This is a genomic window from Methylobacterium sp. Leaf456, assembly GCF_001425465.1.
Classification (GTDB): Bacteria; Pseudomonadota; Alphaproteobacteria; order Rhizobiales; family Beijerinckiaceae; genus Methylobacterium.
The window spans coordinates 1-20,696 of record NZ_LMQV01000021.1; the positions used below are offsets into that span (position 1 = coordinate 1).

Annotated in this window: 23 protein-coding genes, 1 tRNA gene and 2 pseudogenes; 7 read left to right on the forward strand and 19 right to left on the reverse strand. The window is 64.5% G+C overall.

The features are described from left to right. Positions 1–134, forward strand: a pseudogene (locus ASG52_RS27205) (IS256 family transposase); the annotation flags it as partial. A gap of 42 nt (positions 135–176) precedes the next feature. Here the strand turns inward: ASG52_RS27205 and ASG52_RS26380 are convergent. Both ASG52_RS26380 and ASG52_RS13380 read right to left on the reverse strand, forming a co-directional pair. Continuing rightward, entirely contained in the window at positions 177–1,169 is a 993-nt protein-coding gene (locus ASG52_RS26380) for a restriction endonuclease subunit S (protein ID WP_156383955.1), read from the reverse strand. After that, positions 1,166–1,558: a type I restriction-modification system subunit M N-terminal domain-containing protein gene (locus ASG52_RS13380; protein ID WP_056243789.1), complete on the reverse strand. Its 393-nt coding sequence runs from the start codon at positions 1,556–1,558 to the stop codon at positions 1,166–1,168. Before ASG52_RS13380 ends, ASG52_RS26380 begins: the two co-directional genes overlap by 4 nt. 166 nt (positions 1,559–1,724) lie before the next feature. Between ASG52_RS13380 and ASG52_RS13385 the strand changes: the two genes are divergently transcribed. From ASG52_RS13385 to ASG52_RS27210, 3 genes are all read left to right on the forward strand, one after another. Further along, complete coding sequence (locus ASG52_RS13385) at positions 1,725–2,654, forward strand: DUF4357 domain-containing protein (protein WP_056243792.1); 930 nt, start codon at positions 1,725–1,727, stop codon at positions 2,652–2,654. Positions 2,655–2,949: 295 nt separating this feature from the next. Beyond that, positions 2,950–3,026 (forward strand) — tRNA-Arg (locus tag ASG52_RS13390). Between the two features lie 67 nt (positions 3,027–3,093). Next, on the forward strand, positions 3,094–3,756 hold the full coding sequence (locus ASG52_RS27210) for a hypothetical protein (protein ID WP_156383956.1): 663 nt from the start codon (positions 3,094–3,096) through the stop codon (positions 3,754–3,756). Positions 3,757–3,811: 55 nt separating this feature from the next. On the opposite strand, the gene ASG52_RS13395 is transcribed toward ASG52_RS27210, so the two are convergent. The 15 genes from ASG52_RS13395 to ASG52_RS13460 all read right to left on the reverse strand — a co-directional run bounded on the left by ASG52_RS13395 (position 3,812) and on the right by ASG52_RS13460 (position 16,455). Further along, positions 3,812–4,033 carry a hypothetical protein gene (locus ASG52_RS13395; RefSeq protein ID WP_056243794.1) on the reverse strand — a complete coding sequence of 74 codons (222 nt, stop codon included), beginning with the start codon at positions 4,031–4,033 and terminating at the stop codon, positions 3,812–3,814. Between the two features lie 485 nt (positions 4,034–4,518). Next, positions 4,519–4,719: a hypothetical protein gene (locus ASG52_RS13400; RefSeq protein ID WP_056243796.1), complete on the reverse strand. Its 201-nt coding sequence runs from the start codon at positions 4,717–4,719 to the stop codon at positions 4,519–4,521. 311 nt (positions 4,720–5,030) lie between these two features. Next, complete coding sequence (locus tag ASG52_RS13405; protein WP_056243799.1) at positions 5,031–5,579, reverse strand: hypothetical protein; 549 nt, start codon at positions 5,577–5,579, stop codon at positions 5,031–5,033. A gap of 2 nt (positions 5,580–5,581) precedes the next feature. Beyond that, positions 5,582–6,421 carry a hypothetical protein gene (locus ASG52_RS13410; RefSeq protein WP_056243801.1) on the reverse strand — a complete coding sequence of 280 codons (840 nt, stop codon included), beginning with the start codon at positions 6,419–6,421 and terminating at the stop codon, positions 5,582–5,584. Next, positions 6,390–9,227: a phage tail length tape measure family protein gene (locus tag ASG52_RS13415; RefSeq protein WP_056243805.1), complete on the reverse strand. Its 2,838-nt coding sequence runs from the start codon at positions 9,225–9,227 to the stop codon at positions 6,390–6,392. Before ASG52_RS13415 ends, ASG52_RS13410 begins: the two co-directional genes overlap by 32 nt. 135 nt (positions 9,228–9,362) lie before the next feature. Then, entirely contained in the window at positions 9,363–9,608 is a 246-nt protein-coding gene (locus ASG52_RS13420) for a hypothetical protein (protein WP_056243808.1), read from the reverse strand. 11 nt (positions 9,609–9,619) lie between these two features. After that, positions 9,620–10,888 (reverse strand): phage major capsid protein, encoded by a 1,269-nt coding sequence (locus tag ASG52_RS13425; protein WP_056243812.1) that lies wholly within the window; start codon positions 10,886–10,888, stop codon positions 9,620–9,622. Beyond that, positions 10,885–11,586, reverse strand: coding sequence for an HK97 family phage prohead protease (locus tag ASG52_RS13430; RefSeq protein ID WP_056243816.1), 702 nt, complete (start codon positions 11,584–11,586; stop codon positions 10,885–10,887). Before ASG52_RS13430 ends, ASG52_RS13425 begins: the two co-directional genes overlap by 4 nt. A 210-nt stretch (positions 11,587–11,796) precedes the next feature. Further along, a complete protein-coding gene (locus ASG52_RS13435) occupies positions 11,797–12,033 on the reverse strand; it encodes a hypothetical protein (protein ID WP_056243819.1) in 237 nt (78 codons plus the stop codon). Positions 12,034–12,417: 384 nt separating this feature from the next. After that, entirely contained in the window at positions 12,418–14,592 is a 2,175-nt protein-coding gene (locus ASG52_RS28365; protein WP_286159040.1) for an AAA family ATPase, read from the reverse strand. Between the two features lie 41 nt (positions 14,593–14,633). Continuing rightward, positions 14,634–14,987, reverse strand: coding sequence for a hypothetical protein (locus ASG52_RS27215; protein WP_156383957.1), 354 nt, complete (start codon positions 14,985–14,987; stop codon positions 14,634–14,636). Positions 14,988–15,015: 28 nt separating this feature from the next. Then, positions 15,016–15,294, reverse strand: a complete 279-nt coding sequence (locus ASG52_RS13445) for a hypothetical protein (RefSeq protein ID WP_286159041.1) — start codon at positions 15,292–15,294, stop codon at positions 15,016–15,018. A 248-nt stretch (positions 15,295–15,542) separates the two neighbouring features. Then, entirely contained in the window at positions 15,543–15,767 is a 225-nt protein-coding gene (locus ASG52_RS13450) for a hypothetical protein (RefSeq protein ID WP_056243824.1), read from the reverse strand. Positions 15,768–15,770: 3 nt separating this feature from the next. Next, on the reverse strand, positions 15,771–16,205 hold the full coding sequence (locus tag ASG52_RS13455; protein WP_056243826.1) for a hypothetical protein: 435 nt from the start codon (positions 16,203–16,205) through the stop codon (positions 15,771–15,773). Between the two features lie 10 nt (positions 16,206–16,215). Then, positions 16,216–16,455 carry a hypothetical protein gene (locus ASG52_RS13460; protein ID WP_056243829.1) on the reverse strand — a complete coding sequence of 80 codons (240 nt, stop codon included), beginning with the start codon at positions 16,453–16,455 and terminating at the stop codon, positions 16,216–16,218. Positions 16,456–16,617: 162 nt separating this feature from the next. On the opposite strand from ASG52_RS13460, the gene ASG52_RS26385 reads away from it, so the two are divergent. Beyond that, positions 16,618–16,857, forward strand: coding sequence for a helix-turn-helix domain-containing protein (locus tag ASG52_RS26385; RefSeq protein ID WP_082552548.1), 240 nt, complete (start codon positions 16,618–16,620; stop codon positions 16,855–16,857). Between the two features lie 25 nt (positions 16,858–16,882). Then, entirely contained in the window at positions 16,883–18,457 is a 1,575-nt protein-coding gene (locus tag ASG52_RS27220) for a hypothetical protein (RefSeq protein ID WP_156383958.1), read from the forward strand. A 79-nt stretch (positions 18,458–18,536) separates the two neighbouring features. Here the strand turns inward: ASG52_RS27220 and ASG52_RS13465 are convergent, their stop codons facing one another. Then, on the reverse strand, positions 18,537–19,922 hold the full coding sequence (locus ASG52_RS13465) for a tyrosine-type recombinase/integrase (RefSeq protein WP_286159042.1): 1,386 nt from the start codon (positions 19,920–19,922) through the stop codon (positions 18,537–18,539). Positions 19,923–20,145: 223 nt separating this feature from the next. On the opposite strand from ASG52_RS13465, the gene ASG52_RS13470 reads away from it, so the two are divergent. Next, positions 20,146–20,388, forward strand: coding sequence for a hypothetical protein (locus tag ASG52_RS13470; RefSeq protein ID WP_056243834.1), 243 nt, complete (start codon positions 20,146–20,148; stop codon positions 20,386–20,388). Between the two features lie 28 nt (positions 20,389–20,416). Here ASG52_RS13470 and ASG52_RS27690 read toward each other — a convergent pair. Further along, a pseudogene (locus tag ASG52_RS27690) lies at positions 20,417–20,696 on the reverse strand (hypothetical protein); the annotation flags it as partial.

Below are 20,696 nucleotides of genomic sequence, written 5' to 3' on the forward strand. Positions count from 1 at the left end.
CCCGCCTCGTCGGCGCGACCCTGCTCGAACAGAACGACGAGTGGGCGGTCCAGCGCGCCCGTTACATGACCCTGGAAAGCATCGCCCCGATCGGCGATGATCCCCTCGTCGGCTTGCCAACCCTGGCAGCCTGACCGATCCGGCCCTGGCCGTTGATCGTGGTGGCCCTCAGTGAGCTACACCACGCCAAGGGACACGACCTTTGTTCGCCGTGCCATCCAGTCTTGGGCGGCCTTGGTCTCAAGCTGAGCCTTCACGAATTCTGTGTCTGCTCCGTTGATTGCAGGCCTAGCCGTGTCTTGTGTTATATTTGCTCCCGCACATTCGGGCGGCGTAATCGCCGTTCGACCAACATGGCCTTGAATTGAGATCAAAAGATCGCCAGATTTTAGGGTGGATCGCTTGTATCCCTGAGCAATTTCTAGGCTTGTTTTCCTAAGAGCGCTGGCATCGATCATGCCGTCTCGCATGTCAACTACGCGAACATACGGAATGCCATCGGCGATGTCTGGGCCTGGCTTCAGAATGTCGTAAGTAATTTTTCGATTCACAGACACAACGTCCTGTAAATGTGCTGTAGGTATCTCTCTAATATTTTCGACAGGCTCGCCGAACATCTCTAAAAAGATTGACTGCGTCAGTCCGCCAAGCAACTCCAGAGCGCGCTTACGCTTCCGGCGCAACGCGTCTGTCCTCTCCAAGATCGCGGCGATCCGCCGCTGCTCGTCGAGCGCTGGGAGGTAGATTTTCAACTTTGACAAGCGCTCAAACGGGACAGATCTTCTGCGGTGAACAGACTCGTCGCCAAGAGAGCTGTATAAAGCGATCATTTTTCGGCTTTTTAGCACTCGGATAAGATGGTTTTTGTCGCATATAGAGGGGTCGACCTCGAACACCTTATACATCGGACTTATAAGAGCCGGCTCGAATGCTAAAGCGATGGATCCTTCGTCTAGGTGTATAGGAGAAAAAGCAAAATCTCCGGGTGTTACGGCTTTATAATTGGACGTGTCTTCGCTATGGACTCTTTTTTTTAAATATACATCGCTTCTGACAAAGCCTTCGTGCTTCGATATGGAATAAACGTGAATATTGCGTCGATCATGCGCCACGCGCTTGACAAGCTTGGCAATTTTCCCTAGCACGATGAATCTGTTGGAGGCGCTCACAGCATTGCCTCCAACTCATCCAATTCTTCAAAAATCTCCTGCTCCAACGCCTTCAAATCCGCAATAATCTCCTTCGGTGCCCGGTGCTCCGCGGCCTCGTGCACCACCTCCTTGTATCGATTGAGCGACAGATCGTAGTCGGCCGCCGCGATCTCCATTTTCGACACACAAAAGCTCTGCTCGGTCCGCGCACGCCCCCGCTCCGTCCCCGCCCGCTCCGCCCACCGCGCAACAACATCCGGCAAATTGTTCTTCGACGCCTCCTCCGCCGTCAGCGTGAACAGCAGGTAGGTGATCTGCTCGATCACCTCGAGCGGGTTGGCGATGCCGCCCGACCAGAAGGCGTTCCAGACCGTATCGATCCTGTTGCGCAGTTCGCCCGTGAGCATGCCGATCCTCCCGCGGGCGGTTGTGTCACGCGGGCAAGCTTGGCGGCAATGGACGCGGCCGGTGGCCTGAGCGATTTCACGGTGCGGTTGCCGGGACGTGACACCAAGCCATCGAATGATGCCCTATGCAGATCGTAGGATGCGGAATGCAGGGTGGGACAGGTCGATGGCAGCGGGTCGCGTCACCGGGCGCCTGATCAAGCTCTTCATCACAGGCGACGATCCGCGCTCGCTGCGCACGGTCGAGCTCGACAATTGGTGGGGCATGGCCGTGATGGGCAGGCGCTCCTACTTCGAGAAGGCGCTCGCTCGCGAGGAGCTCTCGCGCTCCTGCATCGACCTGCTGATCCGCAGCAGCGGCAGCGACGACTTGCCGGAGGTCTACGTCGGCGAAAGCGACGACTTCGTCGCGCGCTACAAGAACTCCCCTTTCCCGATTGCCTTCGACAGCTTCATCATCTTCACCAACAAGGACGACAACCTGACCCGAGCCCATGTGAAGTGGCTTGAGCGCGAAGTCTGGGATTTGCTCACGCGCAACGAGGGCAAGGTGCAACTCGCCAATCGCGCGACGCCGACCGGCTCCAAGCTACCCGAGGCCGAGACGGCGAGCATGGGCACGTTCCTCGGCAACATGATCTACGTGCTGGAGGCGCTGGGCTTTGCGTTCTTCGAGGATCCAGGCCAGTTCGCGGCGCCGGTGCAGCCTGCCTCCGTCGCCCCACATCAGGCCTCGGCTCAGAGCTTCGTCACGAGCGCCCAGCCGCGAAGCGACGGGCACAAGGCCTATCTGGACATGATCGGCGACGGTTACGTGCTGCGCGCCGACTCGCTGATCAACGCCAATCCGACCGACAGCCTGCCCGCCAACGTTCGCAAGCTGCGCGCGCAGCTCGTCGCGGAGAACGCGCTCGTGCCGCAGGACGGCTGCCTGCGTCTGACGAAGGACATCGCCTTCACCAGCCCGTCCCCAGCCTTCGCGCTGGTCAAGGGCCGCAGCTCGGCCGGACACGGCGACTGGATCCGCACGACGGACCGCAAGCGACTCGGCGACGTGCTGCTCGAGCCGCGAGAACAAGCAGAGGGAGCCGGTTGAGCGCGTTGTAGACGCTCGACTCATCGTCCCTGCCCTGCGCCGTGCTTGTGCCGACGACGGATCAGGCGGCACATCAGCGGCACACGCCGTGCGCCGCATCAGCGCCGCAACCACGATCCCCCACGCGCACAGCCGGCGCGCCCCAACCAGCCCGTGCAACCCGACACGATTCGAACGTGTGACCTTTGCCTGAGGAGGGCCGCGCGTTCATCCCTTTGAGCGGTCAGGATTTTCATTTCCCCCGCTCAGCGGCGTTGCGCGAGCGGCCCAGTTGGGCTACTCACGAAGGTGTTCAGCACCCGTAGCTCAGCTGGATAGAGCGTTGCCCTCCGAAGGCAAAGGTCACACGTTCGAATCGTGTCGGGTGCGCCAATCTTCTCAATGACTTAGCTGGTATTCACCCCCACCCCTGAGGGGGCTGCGGAAGCGCTGCGGAAGCATGGGACCGCAATTGACGCCCGTGCCTGGAAAACGACGCGCGATGGTTGGCGGCCTCAATCCATTCAAACGGAACGTCCTAGTCGAAGAAATTTTGATCCAGTGCGCCCTCGCTGAGCAGCACTACGGGGCGGTAAGCGCTCTGCTCGCGGATTTTGATACCCGACAGTCCCGCTATGTCTGGGCGCACATCCACGCCTTCCTGACTCACATGGCGATGGTTTCAAAAATGGTGTCGTCACCCAATGCCCACAGATCGCCAACAGCAAGGGCACGAGGAGAGGCGCTCGTCAGCGCGCTGAATATAGATTCATCTTCTGTAATATTCGACAGGAACGCGCGAAACAATGTCGAGCACCTTGACGAAAGACTGGATCTTTGGATCGAAAGCGACAGCCATACGTTGCTTGAAGTCGTTCTAGACAATAGATCGGCATTTGATTTTATGACTGAGTCGCGGCCCATGCCGGGATCTACAGCTTTCGTTCGCCGCGTGCTAATCCAAGATGCAATGATCTTTATCACGCAAGGCCGAAGCGGCTTCGAGGAGATAGACCTTAAGGCGGCTGCCTCGGAAATTTCTGATTTAAAGAGTCGCGCGAATGCGTTTTTGACCGGTGATACGTCCGTCGAGCGCGTGCGCCCTGGACGGATTCCGTTCTGATAGTCAGATGCGCAGCTATTAGCGAGCGCGAGGCGCGACGGGATCGCGTCGGCCATCAAGCGCGGTCGGCGGGCGCCGGCATCGCTCCGGCACGGACGTAGCCGTGGGAGATGGCGCGCCGGGCCACGGCAAGATCGTCTTCGGCCCGCAGCAGATCCTCGACGGCGAAGGCCAGTGCGCGCTCTGCGTCGCCCTCGGCCGCTTCGAGGTAGGCGAGCGCGTGCAACTCTGCCTCGCTCAGGTCGGCGATCGTCTGCACCTGCGCTGCCGTCGCCATGCCTGTCGCTCCTGCTCGCCAATGAGAACAAGAAGAGAACAAACACCGGGTCGGTTCCCGGTCAAGGTGAGGGCGCGAGGCGGGGGATATCGGGGAGGAATCACCGGCTACGGCTTGACGGGGCAGCGTCACGCTGGGGCGTCAAGCTTTCGTTGCGCGGCATGTGCCCCGTGGGAGGAGGGGCCCGGAGGCCCCTCCCTTTAGGCCGGGAGGTAGATCAGGCCCCGGCCGTCTCGCACCATCGCGTGGGCTTGGTTCAGAGTGAGGTTGGTGGCGAGAACCTGCTTGGTCTTGGTGTCGAGGATCTTGTAGGCCATCTGTCTGCTCCGTCTCTCTCTGTCTATGTAATGAATATACTTTCGAATACTGGACACGTCAACAGTATTCGCAGCAGGCAGAGCAGGTTTTTTCAGGCGGAGACAAGAAAAACCCCGCCTCGGCGAACCGGGCGGGGCGGTAGTCCTTGAACTGGCCAGCAGGTCAGCTTAAAGATGAGAGCGCCGTAACGCCTCGTCGCGGCTAGTCGGATGCAGGCGGCCGAACTTCACGTCGGCGATGCGCCCCTGGTTCACATCGTAATCGGCCGCGATGCGGCTATACATTTCACCGGCCATGAGCCGGAGATGCACCTGCACCGCCTCCTCAAAAGTAAGACGGTGGCAGGGCGAGCGATCGGCTTTCAACATGGTAGGACCTCGTTCGACGAGGCCCCGAAGAACTTGACATGCGATCGCCATCGCGCAAGATGCACGTGTCGCAGACGACAGCCGCAAGCCTCTCCAGGGCCAATTGCGGTTCAGACAAAGGCCGGGTCGTGACCCCGGCTTTTGTCGTTTTAGAGCTGTTTGCTCTGGTCTAGATATCTGCGACGGTCCATACCCCTGTCAAGTCGAGATTGCCCGTTAGATGCGATTAGCGGGCCGCTGGCTGGCGTTCCGATAAATCGAATGTCCTACCAAACGCCTGAAAAAGCGGGCGCCAGCGGGCTTCCTGTGAGCTACTCCGCGGTTCGTTCTTCATTCGTTGTTGATCGGTTCGCCTTGCCGGTACGGGTGGTCGTTCCACAGAAAGAAAATGAAATCCCGCACCTTTGTGGCTGCCCTGCGAGGTAGCTCGGAAGCCCACCGGGCAGGCTCGATGCTGGCAAGGCCGCTCGGCTCCCGAGCGCCAGGGCATGGGGCTGCGGGCGGGCTGCCTCGATCGCCTCCCCCAACATGGTCTGCTGCTGCAGGAACCGGCCGAGCACCGCGCGGCAGGCGCAGAGGAAGCCCGCCTGGTAGAGGAAGCTCTGATCCCCGCTCGCGCCCATCTCGCGCCGCAGGTTGGCGATCGTGAAGGCGATCCGCTTCGCGAGCGCCGCCTCGATCTCGAGGGCGGTGCCGCCGAGCGCGCCGCGGGCGATGTCCGGCAGAACGTGCTTCACCGCATCGTCGATGCCGCCGACGAAGTAGTCTCGCAGCTCGGGGGCGCCCTGGATCAATCCTTCGGCGCGCGCCCTCTCCGCCGGGTCGTCCCAGACGATCGGCACCTCTCGCGTGTCAGCCATCCTCAGCGTCCCTTCTTGGCCTGCGCCTCTGCGGCGCGGCGCTGCTGTCGCGTCATGCCCGGCCGTGCCGGCAGCTTCAGGAGATTCGCCCCGGCGGCGGCGCCCACCATGTCGCCGCGGGTCGCGTGGATGCGCTGGCCCGCCACATCGGGGAAGCTCGCGCCCTTCGACGTGCTCACGCCGTCCTTCGTCACGGTCGTGTGCATGACGTAGCCGCCTACGAAGCAAATCGGGTCCTCGCCCGTCAGCAGTGGTTCACGCATCTCGCGTTGGGCGCAGATCAGGCCGGTCGCGTAGCGGGCGACGGACGGCAGGGCGTCGAAATCCGCCTCAGGGTCCACGCCGTAGAACGCTAGGGCATCGAGCGCCGGCATGGGCCGCACATAGCCGGCCTCGACTTCCAGCAACTCGAAGGCGCCCCCCGCGCGCTCCCACTCTGCGAGGACAACGCCGCGTGCGGCCGCGAGTCCAGCGCAATCCTTGGACTGAACCTCGAACGCCCGCGGAGCATTGCGGGCCTTGGACCAGCCCACGGCGATCATCTCGACGTGCGCCTGTTCCTCGAACTCGGACAGCCGCCCGGCTTCGCGGGCGCACCACTCAGCGAGGAAGGCCGGCGCGCCCTCGGCGAAGGCGTCGAAGTCGGGAAAGAGCAGGCCCGCTTCGGTTGCGATCAGCGCGTTGGCCAGCCCCGGCCCCCGGGTCGCGATTGCGCCCGGCCAGTGGCCCACCACCTGCGCCTTGGGCGCGAAGTGCCGAACCACGCCGTCGAGGTCGTACCACGCGGCATCCGTGACGAGGTGGGCCGCGTCACGCTGCAAGAGGACGTTGATCGCGGTCATCTGCGGGCGTCTCCGGTTCGGGCTTGGGGTTGTCGTTGGCCGAGCGGCGCCGGCCGATCACGCCGCCGTGGCCGAGCGCGGGACCGGCCGCCGCGAGAAGCGGGTTGCCGGTCATCAGGCCGGCGAGGCCGCCGGACAGTGCGCCCGCGAGTGGCGAGGCCGAGCTGTAGCCGACGCTCGCGCCGATCCCGGCCGATGCCAGCCCCTTGCCGAGCCCGGTGCTCATGAAACCCATGCTCTCGCCGGCCGCGTTCTTGCCCGGCTCGAGCAACGGGCCGAACGTGCGGTCGAAGCCCTCGCCGAAGCCGGAGGCGAACGTCTTGCGCAGGTCCGACAGGTCGAGGCCGAGAAAGCCGCCCTTGCCGCCCAGGAGCCCGCCCAGGCCGCCGCCTTCGCCCGCGGTGCCGAGGATGCCGGCAAGCGGCCCCTGGCCCGTCAGCAGCGCGCGCAGACCGCTCGACGCGATCGACTGCGCGAGCCCCTTGAAGGTGTCTCCGACCTTCTGGCCCGCGATCAGGATGTTGTCGAAGAACCGGGAGAACTCGTCGCCGAGCTGCCGCTGCGCGTCCTGCATCCGGCGCTGCGCCTCGGTCGTCCTGTCGAGGGTGACGCCGAGCCGGGCGTTGGCCTCGGCCTCGCGGATCACCGCCTGCGCCGCCTCGCTGTGCAGATCCTTGCCGTCCCGGACGATCTCCTGTTCGGCGCGGCGGCGCGCGATGGCGACCGCCCGCACCTCGGCGTCGGCGCCGACGAGCCTGATCTGCTCGCGGATTTCCGCGCCCTCCGCCTGACGCTCGCGGAGCATGTCCTGCAGCTGCCGCGCGTCCTGCTCCCGTACCAGCGTGGCGGCGTGCTGCGCGTCGGCGAGCGCTTGTTCCTGCGTGACGAGCTGCCCGCGCTGGCGCGCGACTGCCTGCGCCGACGCGAGCGACGCACGCTCCTCGGTGGTGCGCGCCCGAATGCCGGTGATGTCGAGACCCCGCTGTTCGGCCGCCTTTTCGGCCTCCGTCATCCGCCGGCCCTCGGCGTTGGTGCCGGATTCGACCGCGTGCGTGAGCCGGCTTTGGAGCTCGGTGTAGTCGCGGATATCGACGAGGCGCCGCTTGAGGTCGGTGTCGCCGCCCTTCATCGCCTCGTTGATGTCCTTCAGATAGTTGCTGTAGGTGCGGAACTCGTCGGAGCCCGGCTGCAAGGTGTTCAGCAGCGTTTGCAGTGCAATTGACTTGTCGTTCAGGCTCTTTTCGAGGGCGCTGCTCTGCGCGGCCTTTTCCTGCTCACGAGTGAAATCGGCCTGTTTCTTGAGGGCGGCATCGAGCTTTGCCTCAAGCTCCGTCAGGGCCGCCGATTTCGTCTTGAGCCCTGCATCGTCGGGGAACCGGAAATTCTCCACCATCGTGTTGCCGGGCAGGTTTTCCAGGCCAGGCCGCTTCATGGTCTGAAGGGCCTCGCGACCGCGGCGCGCTGCGTCCGCCGCGGCGGCATCGGCCTCCGCGTTGCGCAGCTCGTCGCGCGCCTGCTTCACCTGCTGCTTCAGCGCCTCGATCTTGTCCTCGGGCGCCGGCCCCTTCGTCAGCCGGTCGAGGAACCGGCCCGCAGCGTGGTCCGCGTCGGAGATGGCGTTCTTGATGGCCTTCCACGCGCGCTCCACGAGACCCTGCGCATCCTCCTGCCGCGCCAGGGCTTGGGGCAACTTCTCGATGGCGAGACGGAGCGCTTCCTGCGCCCGGCCCTGCTGATAAAGGTCGGTGATGTACTGCTGCGTCTTGGCGTCGAGGAAGCCGAGCTGCTGGTTCAGCTGCTTGATGCCGTCCAGGCTGCCGAAGGCGCTGGTGAGCTTCTCCCGCACCGTGTCGAGGTCGAGCGAGAACGTCGCGGCGAAGTCCTTCGAGATGGCGATGAGGCGACCGATGTTCTCCGGGCCGATCTTGCCCGTCGCGGCGAGGGACTGAGCGAGCGCCGTCGATTGGCGCGCCGTCATGTTGCCCGCCCGTGCAGCGCTGGTCGCCAGCGCCTCGAACTGGTCCGTGGTCAGCCCGAGCCCGCGGCCAAGCCCTTCCAGGGTGATGCGGGACTTGCGGGTTTCCTCGTCGTAGCGGCTCCAAGCACCGTAGCCGTAGACGACCGCTGCGGTGAGCCCGCCGATGATCGTCGTGGCCGGGGTGATGAACCGGCCGATGAACTGCCCGACGCCGCGCACCGCGCCCATCACGCCCGTCTCGCCGAGGATCGGCAGGATTTGGGAGCCCTGCTGCGTCATGACGAGGAAGGGCGACTGCCCGCCCTGGAGCGACACGCCCACGTCCGAGAGCTGCGCCACGAGGTTGTTGACGTGGTGCGAGGCGATCCCAGTGCTCTTACCGAAATTGTCGTTGGCCTCGGCGAGCTTCTTCGCCCTCGCGACGCCGATCTCAAACTGCGTGTTGGCGAGGCCCAAGAGTTGGGTCTGCCGCTCGTGGCTGACGAGGCCCTGTTCGTAGGCGCGCCCGAGCGTGCTCTGAGCCTGCGCCAACTGCTGCGACAGCCGATATTCCATGTCGAGCGACCGCTGAAGCCGCTCGGTGGCCGCCCGCGCCGAGATGCGCCGGCCCGTCACCACTTCCGTCGTTTTCACCACCTCCTTGCCCGCGGCCGACGAGTTCTCCTCGGCACGGGCAAGTCCGCTTTCCGCCTTCGCCGCGCCGTCAGCCGAGCCCGCGATCTTCTTGTTTGCTGCCGCGACGCCTTCGGCGGCGGCCTTGGCCTGTTCCGCGCCTTCGGTGGTGTACCGGAACACGGTCTCGTCGATGACGCGATTTAAGGCGACCATGACGGCCCCGCTGCGAGAGGTGAGGACGGAAGGGGTGCCGGCCGCGCCGACCGGAGGGGTCCGGCCGCCGGCTCTCGGTGTTGTCTCGGGCACCGCCGAGTGGCCCGCGCCGGGATCGGGGGCCCGGCTGAACGGTCAGGGGGGGCGACCGCGCCGCCCGGTTGGTTTGGAGGTCGCCGGATCGCCCGCGGGCTCGGGCGGCTCAGGCGGGGCCTCTTCGCCCTCCGACCCGGCCGCCGCGTCCTCGAAAGTCGCGAGGCCGTTGCCTCGCAGCTCCAGCGCCCGGCTGCGGCTCACCGGATACGGCTCGCTCTCGGGCGAAACGAGGAACGCGCCTTCCAGGTAGGTGCGAACCGGCCGCACCATCACGTCGTCCACCATGGCCCGCCCCCTCACGCCGAGAGGGAGGTCGAGAGGTCGCCGTAGACGAAGCTCGCGGGACGCTGCACCGTGAAGGCCAGCCGCTCTTCCGCGCGGATCGTCACCATGTTGCGCACGAAGTTGTCGCGATCCTCGGTCGAGACCAGCACCTCGACGCCGAGCCGGTCGAAGATCTGCGCCTGCGTGCGGAACGGGCCGACGAGGAACTTGCCCATGGGCATCCGGTTCGTGGCCGCCACCGGCGTCTGCCAGATGCGCTTGAGCACCGACTCCTCGAACGGCGAATTGCCGATGTAGCGGCCCTGGCCGTCCTTCAGCGATTGCAGGCGACGCCAGTCCACGGCGTTCAGCACCATGCCGTCGCAGGCGTACTCGCTGGCTTCGACCTGCGCGATGGCCTGGATCAGCACATCGAGCGGCGAGCCGCCGCCCGCGTTCCACTGCTTCACGAAGGGCGACGCCTGCGGCACGAGCCCGAGCAGGTTCTGCCCGGTGCCGTCACCGAACAGCATCTGCCCGTCCTCAACATCGGCGAGGCCGCCGCGCGCCTCGCGGTCGATGATGGAAGCGAGCGCGGGGGCGTCGTCGAGCACCTGGCGGGAGCAGTAGAACCAATGCGCCAGGGTGCGGACGGGCGCCGTCACTTCCTCGAACGCCATGTCGGATTGCGGCTTGAGCGCACCCTCGGCGACGGGCGCGGCGGCGTTGGTCCGGCTGGTCTGGCGCGGGTAGTTGACCGCGTTGCTGGTGGTGGTGCCGGGCGCCACGAGGTCGCGGATGGTGGTCGCGCGCCAGGGGAGCAGCGACGCCGCGTCCGGACGGCGATCGGCAGGGATCAGCGCGCCGCCGGAGCCGGAGGCGGACAGGATGTTCTTGTGCTCGGCCTCGGTGCTGGCGACCGTGGCGCTGTAGCGACGCCCCTGCCGATCGCGCGTGCCCTCGGCGGACTTGTATTCGTCCGATTCGACGAAGCGTTGCCCCCAGGTCTGGACGGCGCCGCCGGGCAGGCCGCTCGGCCGGGCCATCTTCTGTTCCAGCTCGTCCATGCGGGCGCCGAGCCCTTCGGCCGTCTCGGTGATCTTGCCGAGGGCGGTATCCGCCTTGCCCTGCCGCTCCTCGACGCGGCCGAGCACGCCCTTCACCTCGCGGTGGTTCGTGTCCAGGCGCTCCATGAGCTGCGAGCCCAGGTTCTCCGGGTTGTCGAGCGCCGGCCGGGCGCCGAACGGGACGGTGAAGAGGAAGCCGGCGGAGCCGCCGGACACGAGGTTGCGACGGTTCATCGGAGGAGACCCTTCAGTTCGGAAGCATGGCGCTCAAGCGCTCGGTCAAGGGCCTCCACATCGAAGGCCGCAGGGGTGGATTCGGGGGTGGTGCGGCTCAGCGCCGGCCATCCGGCGTCCGCGACGCGGCGCGCCGCCGCCTTCGACAGGCCGCCCCGGCGAAGCATGGACTCGAGGTCGCGGACCCCGGCGAGCTTCACGCCTTCGACCCGCGTCAGCGGGTTGGCTGGCTCATCGACGAGCGACACCTCAAACAGGTCGATGGCCGACAGAGTGCGGATCGCGCCCGCCGCTGCCGAGGCATAGGATGCGCCGTTCGGGCGGACCATGTAGCCGATCGACAGCCCGCCGATCGCGCCATCCTTGACGCGCTCGAACAGGTAGCGGCCGCGGTCGGTGTTCATGCCGGACAGGCGGCCTTTGACGTACAGTCCGCGGGTGTCCTCGGCCATGTGCAGCCAGACACCGACGCCGCGCTCGCCTCCGGCTTCCGGTATGCCGTGGTTGAGGTGCATTCCGGGGAAGCCGCGCCCGGCCGTCTTGCGCTCAGCCAGCGACGACGCGAAGGCGCCTTGCTGGACGATATCGCCATGGGCATCGACGTTGCCGAAGAACGAGCCGTAGCCCTCGAACTCCCCAAGATCAGGGTTGCTCGCGAACTTGATTTCGAGCGGGGCGGAGACTGTGCTGAGTTCCATGGGGCCAACTTCGATCTGACAAAGCGACAGACACGTCGAGCAGCCCCGCAAGCGGGCGCGTCGCTGATCGTGTCGGTTGGTGCCTTGCCGCCCGGCATCCGCCGGTTCGTCGAAGCGGCCACTGCTCGAGGTGCAGACCCGGCGTCCGCCGGTGAATGCCGCTTGTCGAGCAGATGACGGCTGGGAGCTTAGGCAAAGCGAAGATGCGCGTCAATGCTTCACACGCACAGTGCCAGGGATAGGCTGCGCATCATCGGCGAACTTCAGCGACAACAGGTAAAGATACCGGGCCACCTCTTGCCGACCGTGAGTCTCGACCATCATCGTCAGGGCATAGGAGATCAGGACGTTGCTCAAGTCCTGTCGGTCGTGGCCTTCGCGAATGAGAGAGGCCAGCGCTTCGTGAACAGCCTCGTTCGCGGCAGCGGTCTGATTGGAGCGATCCATCGGGGCTCTCCGATTTTTAGGGAGGGGGAGGGTCGAAAGCTTCAGGGCCAGGGGGCGGCAACCGCATGGGGGCCGCCGTTCGCACTGGAAGCGAATTTTGGAAGGGGGGATGTCGGCCCGGTGCGGACGCAGCACCGCGGCTCGTTCGGCGCAATCGCGGGCTTCGCGCCGGTCGGCAGTGTTGAGGTGATGCAGCTCGGGCTGCCACACCCGCCTCGGCCACACCAAAGCGCATCACCACCCCACACCCCCCGTTAGGGGGTGGGGTGGTGATGCAGTGTGGCCCGCAACACCTGCACCACCCTGCATCACCCTGTTTTTCAGGGTGGTGTGGCACGAGGTGCAACACCTGCATCGCCACACCTTTTCGGGTGGTGTTGCAGCTCATGCGCTTGCCCATTCGCCTACCTCGACGAACGCGCGTTCGATCCGGTTTGCGTCGAGACCGGTCGTCACGACGAACATGCCGGAGGCCGTCCAGACCTGAAGCAGTCGCTTGACCTTCTCCTTGTGCGCGGAGTCGTCGAGGTTGAGCTGCAAAGCCGAGGCGATGGCTTTTCCGACCCAGTCCCGCGCCTGGATGTTCTCTCGCCAGCGACCGTTGCTGACGGCCTGCTGAGCTGCCCGCAGGTCCGACACGGACACGTCGTCGAGCGGGTCCGGCCACTTCCATCGCGTCACGACGCCGACGCTGTCGCCGTCCGTGCCGAGGAAGCCGTTGCCGAGCGTCACGGACGCCAGCTTGAGCCAGGACGTGCCCTCAGGCGGTGGCGCGAGGTTGGCCTTGCCGTTGTCGACCCGGAAGTGCAGGCGCCGCTGCTCGACGCCCGCTTGCTTCGCCTCCTCGGGGCTCATCACGTTCAGGATCCGGCCGGATCGCGCAGCGGCCAGAAGCGCGACCGCGCCGCGGCCGTCTTCCATGGTGACCTCGGCGCCGTTGGTCTTGCGGGCGTGGTGGATCAGCTCGACCGCGCAGCCGGTCTCGTCGGCGATGCGCGCCCACAGCTTGGCGACCCGGTCGATCGCCCCGTTGTCGTTCTCGCTGACCCGGTGCGACGAGACGAAGGGGTCGATTATGACCACGTCGATCCCGTTCTCGCGGATGGTCGCCTTCACCGCCTCGACCACCGGCACGGCGATTGTGATGCCGGCGCGGGTCTGCTCGGCCAGCACCATCTCGGTGTCGCGGCCGGAGTTCACGAACAGGTGCCCCTCGATGTCCTCGCGGGCAAGCTGGTGATGCAGAGCCGTCGCCATGACGCGGCGCTGCAGCTCCTCCATCGGGTCTTCGCCGTTCCAGTACCAAACCTTCGACACGCTGCTCGGCAGCTCGCCGAGAAGCCCCTGACCGCTCGTCATGGCCAGCGCCTCGACGATCGCGAGGCTCGATTTGCCGACGCCGCCCGGCGCCACGGTGACGCTGACGAACTTCCGCACGTAGTGCCGGCCGTAGACCCATTGGCGCACCGGAATCGCGCTGGCATCGCACCAGCCGAACGGGATGGCCCGCAGCGACGCCGCCGCGGCCTTCTGCTCCTCCTGGCTGGCCTGCGGGCCCGGCTGCTCGCCGCGCCAGCCGAGATCTTCCGGCCGCACGCCGAGCTGCCGGCAGAGCCAGAACGCGGCCTCGGCTGGCGTCCGGGCCGGCAGGTACTCCTCGACGATGTCGATGGCGGTGCGACCGCCATCGTTCGGGTCTCCCATGTCGTGGATCCCGAAGTCCTTGATGCCTTCGGGGTGCAGGGAGAGGTCTTCCTGCAGATCGCGCATCAGGTCGTGCGAGCTGACGCGGTACCCGCCATCCGAGGTCCGCTGCGCCGTCGGAAACAAGCTTGGAACCCAGGCCGGCAAATTCGCGAGCGCCCGGTCCTTCACCGCTTCCCAAAAGCTTCGTTCGCCCGCGGGCCGCTCGCGCCGGGGCTTCTCCGCCGACCCGGTGTCCCCGCGCCGCTCAGCCTTTCCGCGCTCGGCCGTGCGAGCCATCTCGGCGGCGGCCCGCTGCGCTTCTCGAAATTGGTCCGCGCGCTCCTGCAGGTAGGCGATCGTCCGGGGCGCCTCGCGAATCTCGATCGGCGTCCCCGGAAGGTGCTGGCCCGTGACGGTCAGGTAGCGGCCCGAGGCGTAAAGCTCGACCTGAGCCGCATCGATCTTGCGGCCGTCGATTTTCCCCTTCACGAAGAAGCGCAGACCGCGGCCTGAGGGGCTGACCTCGGCGTAGGTCTCACCGAAATCGACGGCGACCTGAGCCCAAGCCTGCAGCCGGCCGGTGTCCGGATCCCGGCAACCGTCGAGATCGATGCCGCTGTGCTCGCCCTGGCCGTCGAGGACGAAGCCGACACCGGCCATGCCGCGCTTCGCCGCGAACTCGGCAGCGCGACTGTAGGGCGCCCAGGTCGCCGGGTTGTTCGACTGTGCTGCGTAGCCGGTCGCCGGATTGACGGGCGGCTTGTCCCATTTGCCGCGCTCAGGCTTCCAGACGTATTCCCAGGCCACCCAGTGCGGGTGCCCCTGAAGCTCGCGCAGGGCCGGTAGGTCCGGCAACCCCGCGAACGGCGGCATGGTCGGTCGTGGAGGTCGATCGGTGCCGCTTGCACCGACGCTCATTGGGCTTCCCCGGGCGCATTTTTCCGGGCCCATAGGCGGGCGCGCATCTCGATACGCTGCCGATGCGGGTTTCCCGCGACGGCACCTTCATAGGCGGCGCGGCAAACGTCCTCGGGCTGATCGGTGTCGAGATCCAGGGAGCCGAAGGAGAAGGCGCGCAACCGCACTCCTGGCTCAACCTGCTTGACGTGCGCGTACCACCGTCCCGACTGCGCAGGGCGTCGGCCGAGTTGATCGGCGATAACGTCCACTTCCGCGGGCGAGGCGCAGCGAATCCGGTGTTGACGATTTGGCTGCTCCTCAAAGAAGCGCCGGTCATCGTCGAGCACGGGTTGGCAGCGGCGGGTCAAGCGCTGCAGCTTGCGCTGTCTCGCGGCCCTACCCACGGCGGTCCTCCGAGGTCGAGCGCACCAGTTCGCCGCGGCGAGCCAGCGCCCACTCATCCAGGCGGTCGATCGGATAGAGCGGTTGGCGGCCCGCCTTGTAGAATTCCGGCCCGCCGCCGAGGCATGCGTATTTCGCCAGCGTCGAGACAGCCGCGTCGATGCCGAAGCTGTCCTTGAGGTACCTGCTCGCCTCCCAGCGGCGAAGTGGGCGCGGCGGACGGCCGGCCGAGATCATGCCCCCCTCACGGGCGGGTTGAGCGTGCTGCTCCACGGGGTTCGCTCCCAAGAAAGATGATCGGGCGCCATTCGGAGGCCCTGCTCGTGCGTGCGTCGCTGGGAGGCTTCCGCGACGGGGCCGAACAGGCCGGGCGGAGGGGCCCAAAGGCCGTCCCGTCCGCCAGATTACGCTATAGTTTTCGCCGCAACCCGAGCAAAGTCAAGACAGAATTTGCCGCATTCAGCAGTCAATCTTGATTTCGCAGATTGAGCCTAGACGGCGATTTGTTTCGATAATGGAAACTACCGCGTTATATCTGGCTTACAGCCGCCAAATGTTTCGAGAAACGCAACTTCCGCCACGTCTTCCGCTTCGAGCCGGTCAGGCGGCGGCTCACATTCTGCGAGTAGCGCCACGATCTGATCGACCAGATCGAGGCTGAGCTGCGCCAGCTCTTCGAAGCGCTCGCGCGGGATGGCGGTGGCCGGGATGCGGCGCGAAGTCGGGAATCTGATGATCTCCGCCATGGCTCAGAGCCTCGTCCGCAGGGCTTCGGCGAGGTCGGCCGGGACCTCGGCCGCACCGCCGCGGTGCGCAGCCTCGGCCATGGCCTCCAGGCGCTCGATGCAGCGATCCATCAGGGCGCCGCAAGCCGCCCGGTGCCACTCGGCCAGCTGGCCGGCCGGAGTGGACTGCTCTGCGCCGTCGGGCCCGCGTTCGAGGCTGCGTGGCTGGCAGCCGATCGCGGCACAGACCTCGACGATCAGGGCGGCCACGTCGTGGACGTGCAGCAGCTCGGCGAGCGGCAGCGCGTCGAGTTCGACCGCGGCGGCCACCGTCGCGGGCGCAGGCATGGCGGGCCCAGGCTTCGGCGGGGCGGCGCGGGCCATGTTGTTACGCAGCGCCGCCGCGCGCTGGCGCAGGTCCGGGCCAGGGCCGGGGGAGAGGAACTGAGCGTGCTTCATTGGCGCCCCCTCACCCGATCGGCATGAAGCCGTAGGCGAACACGCCGCCCACGATCAGCACCAGGCCGGCGACCAGCTCGCCCAGGCTGTCCAGTAGGCGCGGCGCACGGACGTGGGGCGTGTCGGGCCGCGTGGCACGGATGATCGGCCCGGCGTCGAACTCTGGCTCGAGGAGAGGCAGGGGCGCGGCGTGCAGGTGAGGCGCGGGCGGGCGCTTGGCCGGACGCGGGGCGAGCGGGGGCGTTGCCATAACCGGGATCTCCGGGGCTGAAGGGGATCGGACGTGCGTGGGGCTGCGCTGGCGCGCAGGTTCAGGCGGCGGCCGCATTGCTTGAACGGCGGCTTTCTGATAGGATATCTATCAATCTGCCGAGCCCGCCTGTCAATAGAAATTCTATCAAAAGGATCGCGCGTGCTATCCGTTCGTCAGGTCAAGGCAGCCCGCGCTCTTCTGGCGTGGTCGCAGAGCGACCTCGCAAAGGCGTCGGGTGTCTCGGAACCAACGATAGCGCGCCTGGAATCGGTGGACGCCTTGATCGGCGGACGCGCCGAAACAGGGATGAAGCTTCGTACTGCCCTCGAAGCGGCCGGTGTTATTTTTATCGAGGAAAACGGCGAGGGGCCAGGAGTGCGGCTAAAAAGAACAAAATAGATCGATAAATATTTGAGGTGATGCAATGTCGGGTGATTCCTCGCAAAAAGACGATCTTGATAACGATGAACAAGGAACAGTAGGAGAGGCAAAGTTTAGCTTGATATGCGCTAACGCTAAGCTTGTGGCTAATAAAACTAGCAACGATCGAGCTGGATACGACTTTGCAGTCAACGCGCGGGTGAATCGATCCCAAAGCTCTGGGTTGGACTCTAGGCCTGCACCGCTATCGTGTCGCGTACAGGTTAAGACAATCAAAGTCACAAGAGATAGGATTAAGCTGCGCCTGTCATCGATAGAGCAGCTAGCAAAAGATTTGGGCCCAACGTTTATATATGTATTCAGAATCCATCCGAGCGGCAGATTTGGAAAGTCGTATCTGATACATTTAATCGATGAAAATTTAGCAACTGTTCTGGCAAAGCTTCGATCTGAAGAAGCCGCCGGGCGACCATCTGTCAACAATGCGGAGCTATATATGATCCCTAGCAAGGTTGGGGTTGAAATTTCTCCGACAGGTCCAGCTTTGCGGAGTAAATTAGAAGAACTTTGTGGATCTGATCCGGCCGCGTATGTAGCGAAGAAAAGCGACCAGTTGCGCAAGTTAGGGTACAAAGGTACTCCTTTTAGTTTGAGCATGAACTTGAAACTAAACGATGTTGAAGAATTTACGGACGTTATGCTGGGATTGCGCACCAAGATCCCGGCAAAAATTGTAGATCAGCGGGAAACAAGATTTGGTATAGAAATACAGCAAAGCAACCTACCTGCTGAAGGTGAAATAACCGTTTCTCCAGCGCCGCGCTCGACTTGCAAAATAATAATCAAGAAAGATAGATTCGCGAGTCCTGTTACCCTAGATGGTCATCTCTATGAGGCCCCAACAGTTGCTGATTTGAAAAAACTTGGCGCTATTGCTGCGCGATGCGATCTGCTTGACATTGTATGCAAAATGTCACCTGAGAAATTGAGTGTGAAATTTAGGATGAAGCCGCTGGAAGAGGGCGTCAAATTCACTGCAACAGAGTGGCTAAACTACTTCAAAATTGCTCAAGCTGCATCCACCGATGGGTTTTCAATTGAAATACGCACAGAAAGACGGCCGCCTCTTCGTTTTGCGGATCTTAGTGCTATGGTTAAGCTTGACAATCACGTTGTCGATTTTGACGCAACAATAGCGGCAAAATTTAAGGAAATAATGCAGATGGCAAGCGCTCCGGAAGACACAAGAATTAGCTATGAGGAGCTTTTAAAACAGGCCAACCTTATTACCTCTGCTCACTGCATAATCATCAACGACCCGGAAATGACTCCGCTCACTTTCGATGTCGAACTAGATGAGGATGTGGATCTTTCCGGGGTTCGCAAAGGTATTCACATAAATTTTATGTCTATTGGTAGTGAAATGCTTGTTTGGTCAGCTGATGTCGATTTAGAGATGCGTAGAAAAGGGCGAAGCGCAAAGTTTATCTCCACTTCAGTTAAATTGAGGGAGATCCTGCCGATGGAGGTAGAGGCTTACACCCAATATGTTGCTGAACTCGGCAAGGCAGACCCATCGGCTGCTTTGATGGCCCGATCAATAGGAGAAGAGGCATAAAGAAAAATCCACTCTCCAAACACAGGCACTATTGAAATCGCATGGGTAGCCGAATTTTTGGCACGATTGATATCCGGTCCTAAGTCTTGGATTTATCGAGCGTAATCGCGATCTGTTCAGCCACCCGATCCGCCGCGGCGAGCAGCACCGCATCGAGGTGGTGAACGTACCGGCTGGTGACGGTGCTACCGGCGTGGCCGAGCATGGCGCCGATCGTCGAGTCGCTGAAGCCGAGGTCTCCGGCGACCGACGCGAAGGAGTGGCGCAGGGTGTGGGCCGTGACGCCTTCTAAGCCCACGCGGGCTACGATCCGCTCCAGCGCATCGGGAAGGCTGGCGAACGATCCTGAACCCCGCGCCGCGGGCAGCACGAAGGGCGAGGCGGCGTCCCTCGGCAGCCCGTCCAGCACCGCGACCGCGGCCCCACCGACCGGCCGGACGGAAGCGCCTTCCTTGCTGTCCTCGAGCCGCAGGCAGGGCTCGGCCCGATCGACCTCGGACCAGCGCAGCCGCACGACCTCGCTTAGGCGGCAGCCGGTGAGCGCCAGGAGCCGGACACCGGCCACGGCCTGCCATCGCTCCTCGCTGCTGTTCTCCGCCTCCTGCATCGCCCGGCCGAGCGCGGCGAACTCTTCAGGAGAGAGCCGGCGAGTGCGCTTGCGGTCGGCCGGCTTCTTCACCCCGGCCGCCGGATTAGCGGTGATGATGCCTTCGCCGATCGCGAAGCTGAGGATGCCGCCGAGGAGCCCGACGGTGCGCGCCGCGGTGCCGGGGCCGCCCTCGACCACCGCCTTGCCTCTGAAGCCCGTCTTGACCACGTCGGCCGTCTTGCCGGACTGCACGTCGCGGACGAAGCGCTGCACGTCCGGCTGGCTCAGCTCGCCGACGCGGCGCTTGCCGAGCAGCGGCTTGATGTGGCGCTCGATCCGGCCGCGATCGACGTAGAGGGTGGACGCTTTCTTCGCCTTCCCGCGCTTGCCCATCACGAGGCCCTTGTCGGCCGCGTTGAGGTAGCGGTCGCACAGCTCGGCCACCGTGATCGACTTCCGGCGTGTGGCTCGATCCTCAGCCGGATCCTCCCCGCGGGCCACCTGGCCAAGAAGCGACTTGGCTTCCCGGCGCGCCTCGTCCGCGGTCAGGGCACCGTGCAGGCCGAGCGCGACGCGCCGGCTACGGCCGCCGGCGCGGTACTGGACGAGGTAGCTGCGCCGGCCGGATGCGAACACCCGCACGCCGAATCCCGGCAACTCGTCGCACCAGATGAAGTAGTCCCGGCCGTTCGGCTCCGCGGCATCCACGACCCGCTTGGTGATCCTCGGCACGCCTTGTCCCTTCGCGTCTGCGGAAGCACTGCGGAAGCACGGGGGCGGAAACCGCCACCATCTGCCGCAATCAAGGGAAAAGCCGATCAAGCGAATTTCGCAAGCATCGCCAGCGCTTTGGTAATGACGAGTAAGCTCATGCAAGCTCGGGTAATCACGGGAAAACAGTTGTCCCCAATCCTCCGAAGGCAAAGGTCACACGTTCGAATCGTGTCGGGTGCGCCAATCTTCTCAATGACTTAGCTGTCTAGGCAGCGCACGATCTGCAAGCTGGTGTCACCCGCGAGTATGTCGTGCGCGATGGCGTTTCGCGTTCGGGTCGGCAGGCCTTCGGCCCGCGACTGCCAAAGATCACGGACACCCTGACATGCCCATCAAAGCCCTGAACGACCGCAAGAAGTTGTCGAGTGACTTCAACGAGGCCAACGACGCATTCATCGACGCCGTGCTCGGCGCGCTCCAGGCCGGCGAGATCCCGCTCGATCTGGCTCGGGCTTACCTCGCGCATCCCGTCGGCATGATGCACTCAGATGGCGCGCAGGCTGTCGCCAACTACTTCGAGCGGATCCTGTCGCAGCGGCCCAAGATCGATTGGACGCCAGGCGGCTGAGGTGAGCTACCCCACCAGGAAGGCAGGGCTATCGCATTTGATTGATGAGGTCGGCGAGGTAGTCGTCGTCCCATCCGGCGAGCTGTCGTTTGGTGTGCAGGGAGCCTTTGGCGGCGTCTTGGCGCAGGATGGCGAGGGCCAGGCGGCGCAGCAGGGCGAGGTTCTGAGCCGTCGTGGCATTGCGGGTGAGGATGTCGTCCTCGCGGAAGGCGAGGTCGTGTCCCGTGACGTGGTGTAGGAGCCCCGGTCCTCGGGAGGGTCCGAGGATGATCAGGCGGCCACGGCGGACAGCCTGAGGATGGGATCCT

Bases quoted from the DNA above. Each gene is read 5' to 3' on its own strand.
- ASG52_RS13380 (WP_056243789.1), bottom strand. From the start codon at position 1,558: ATGCTCACGGGCGAACTGCGCAACAGGATCGATACGGTCTGGAACGCC.
- ASG52_RS13385 (WP_056243792.1), top strand. From the start codon at position 1,725: ATGGCAGCGGGTCGCGTCACCGGGCGCCTGATCAAGCTCTTCATCACA.
- ASG52_RS27210 (WP_156383956.1), top strand. From the start codon at position 3,094: ATGGGACCGCAATTGACGCCCGTGCCTGGAAAACGACGCGCGATGGTT.
- ASG52_RS13395 (WP_056243794.1), bottom strand. From the start codon at position 4,033: ATGGCGACGGCAGCGCAGGTGCAGACGATCGCCGACCTGAGCGAGGCA.
- ASG52_RS13400 (WP_056243796.1), bottom strand. From the start codon at position 4,719: ATGTTGAAAGCCGATCGCTCGCCCTGCCACCGTCTTACTTTTGAGGAG.
- ASG52_RS13405 (WP_056243799.1), bottom strand. From the start codon at position 5,579: ATGGCTGACACGCGAGAGGTGCCGATCGTCTGGGACGACCCGGCGGAG.
- ASG52_RS13410 (WP_056243801.1), bottom strand. From the start codon at position 6,421: ATGACCGCGATCAACGTCCTCTTGCAGCGTGACGCGGCCCACCTCGTC.
- ASG52_RS13415 (WP_056243805.1), bottom strand. From the start codon at position 9,227: ATGGTCGCCTTAAATCGCGTCATCGACGAGACCGTGTTCCGGTACACC.
- ASG52_RS13420 (WP_056243808.1), bottom strand. From the start codon at position 9,608: ATGGTGGACGACGTGATGGTGCGGCCGGTTCGCACCTACCTGGAAGGC.
- ASG52_RS13425 (WP_056243812.1), bottom strand. From the start codon at position 10,888: ATGAACCGTCGCAACCTCGTGTCCGGCGGCTCCGCCGGCTTCCTCTTC.
- ASG52_RS13430 (WP_056243816.1), bottom strand. From the start codon at position 11,586: ATGGAACTCAGCACAGTCTCCGCCCCGCTCGAAATCAAGTTCGCGAGC.
- ASG52_RS13435 (WP_056243819.1), bottom strand. From the start codon at position 12,033: ATGGATCGCTCCAATCAGACCGCTGCCGCGAACGAGGCTGTTCACGAA.
- ASG52_RS28365 (WP_286159040.1), bottom strand. From the start codon at position 14,592: ATGCCGCCGTTCGCGGGGTTGCCGGACCTACCGGCCCTGCGCGAGCTT.
- ASG52_RS13450 (WP_056243824.1), bottom strand. From the start codon at position 15,767: ATGGCGGAGATCATCAGATTCCCGACTTCGCGCCGCATCCCGGCCACC.
- ASG52_RS13455 (WP_056243826.1), bottom strand. From the start codon at position 16,205: ATGAAGCACGCTCAGTTCCTCTCCCCCGGCCCTGGCCCGGACCTGCGC.
- ASG52_RS13460 (WP_056243829.1), bottom strand. From the start codon at position 16,455: ATGGCAACGCCCCCGCTCGCCCCGCGTCCGGCCAAGCGCCCGCCCGCG.
- ASG52_RS27220 (WP_156383958.1), top strand. From the start codon at position 16,883: ATGTCGGGTGATTCCTCGCAAAAAGACGATCTTGATAACGATGAACAA.
- ASG52_RS13470 (WP_056243834.1), top strand. From the start codon at position 20,146: ATGCCCATCAAAGCCCTGAACGACCGCAAGAAGTTGTCGAGTGACTTC.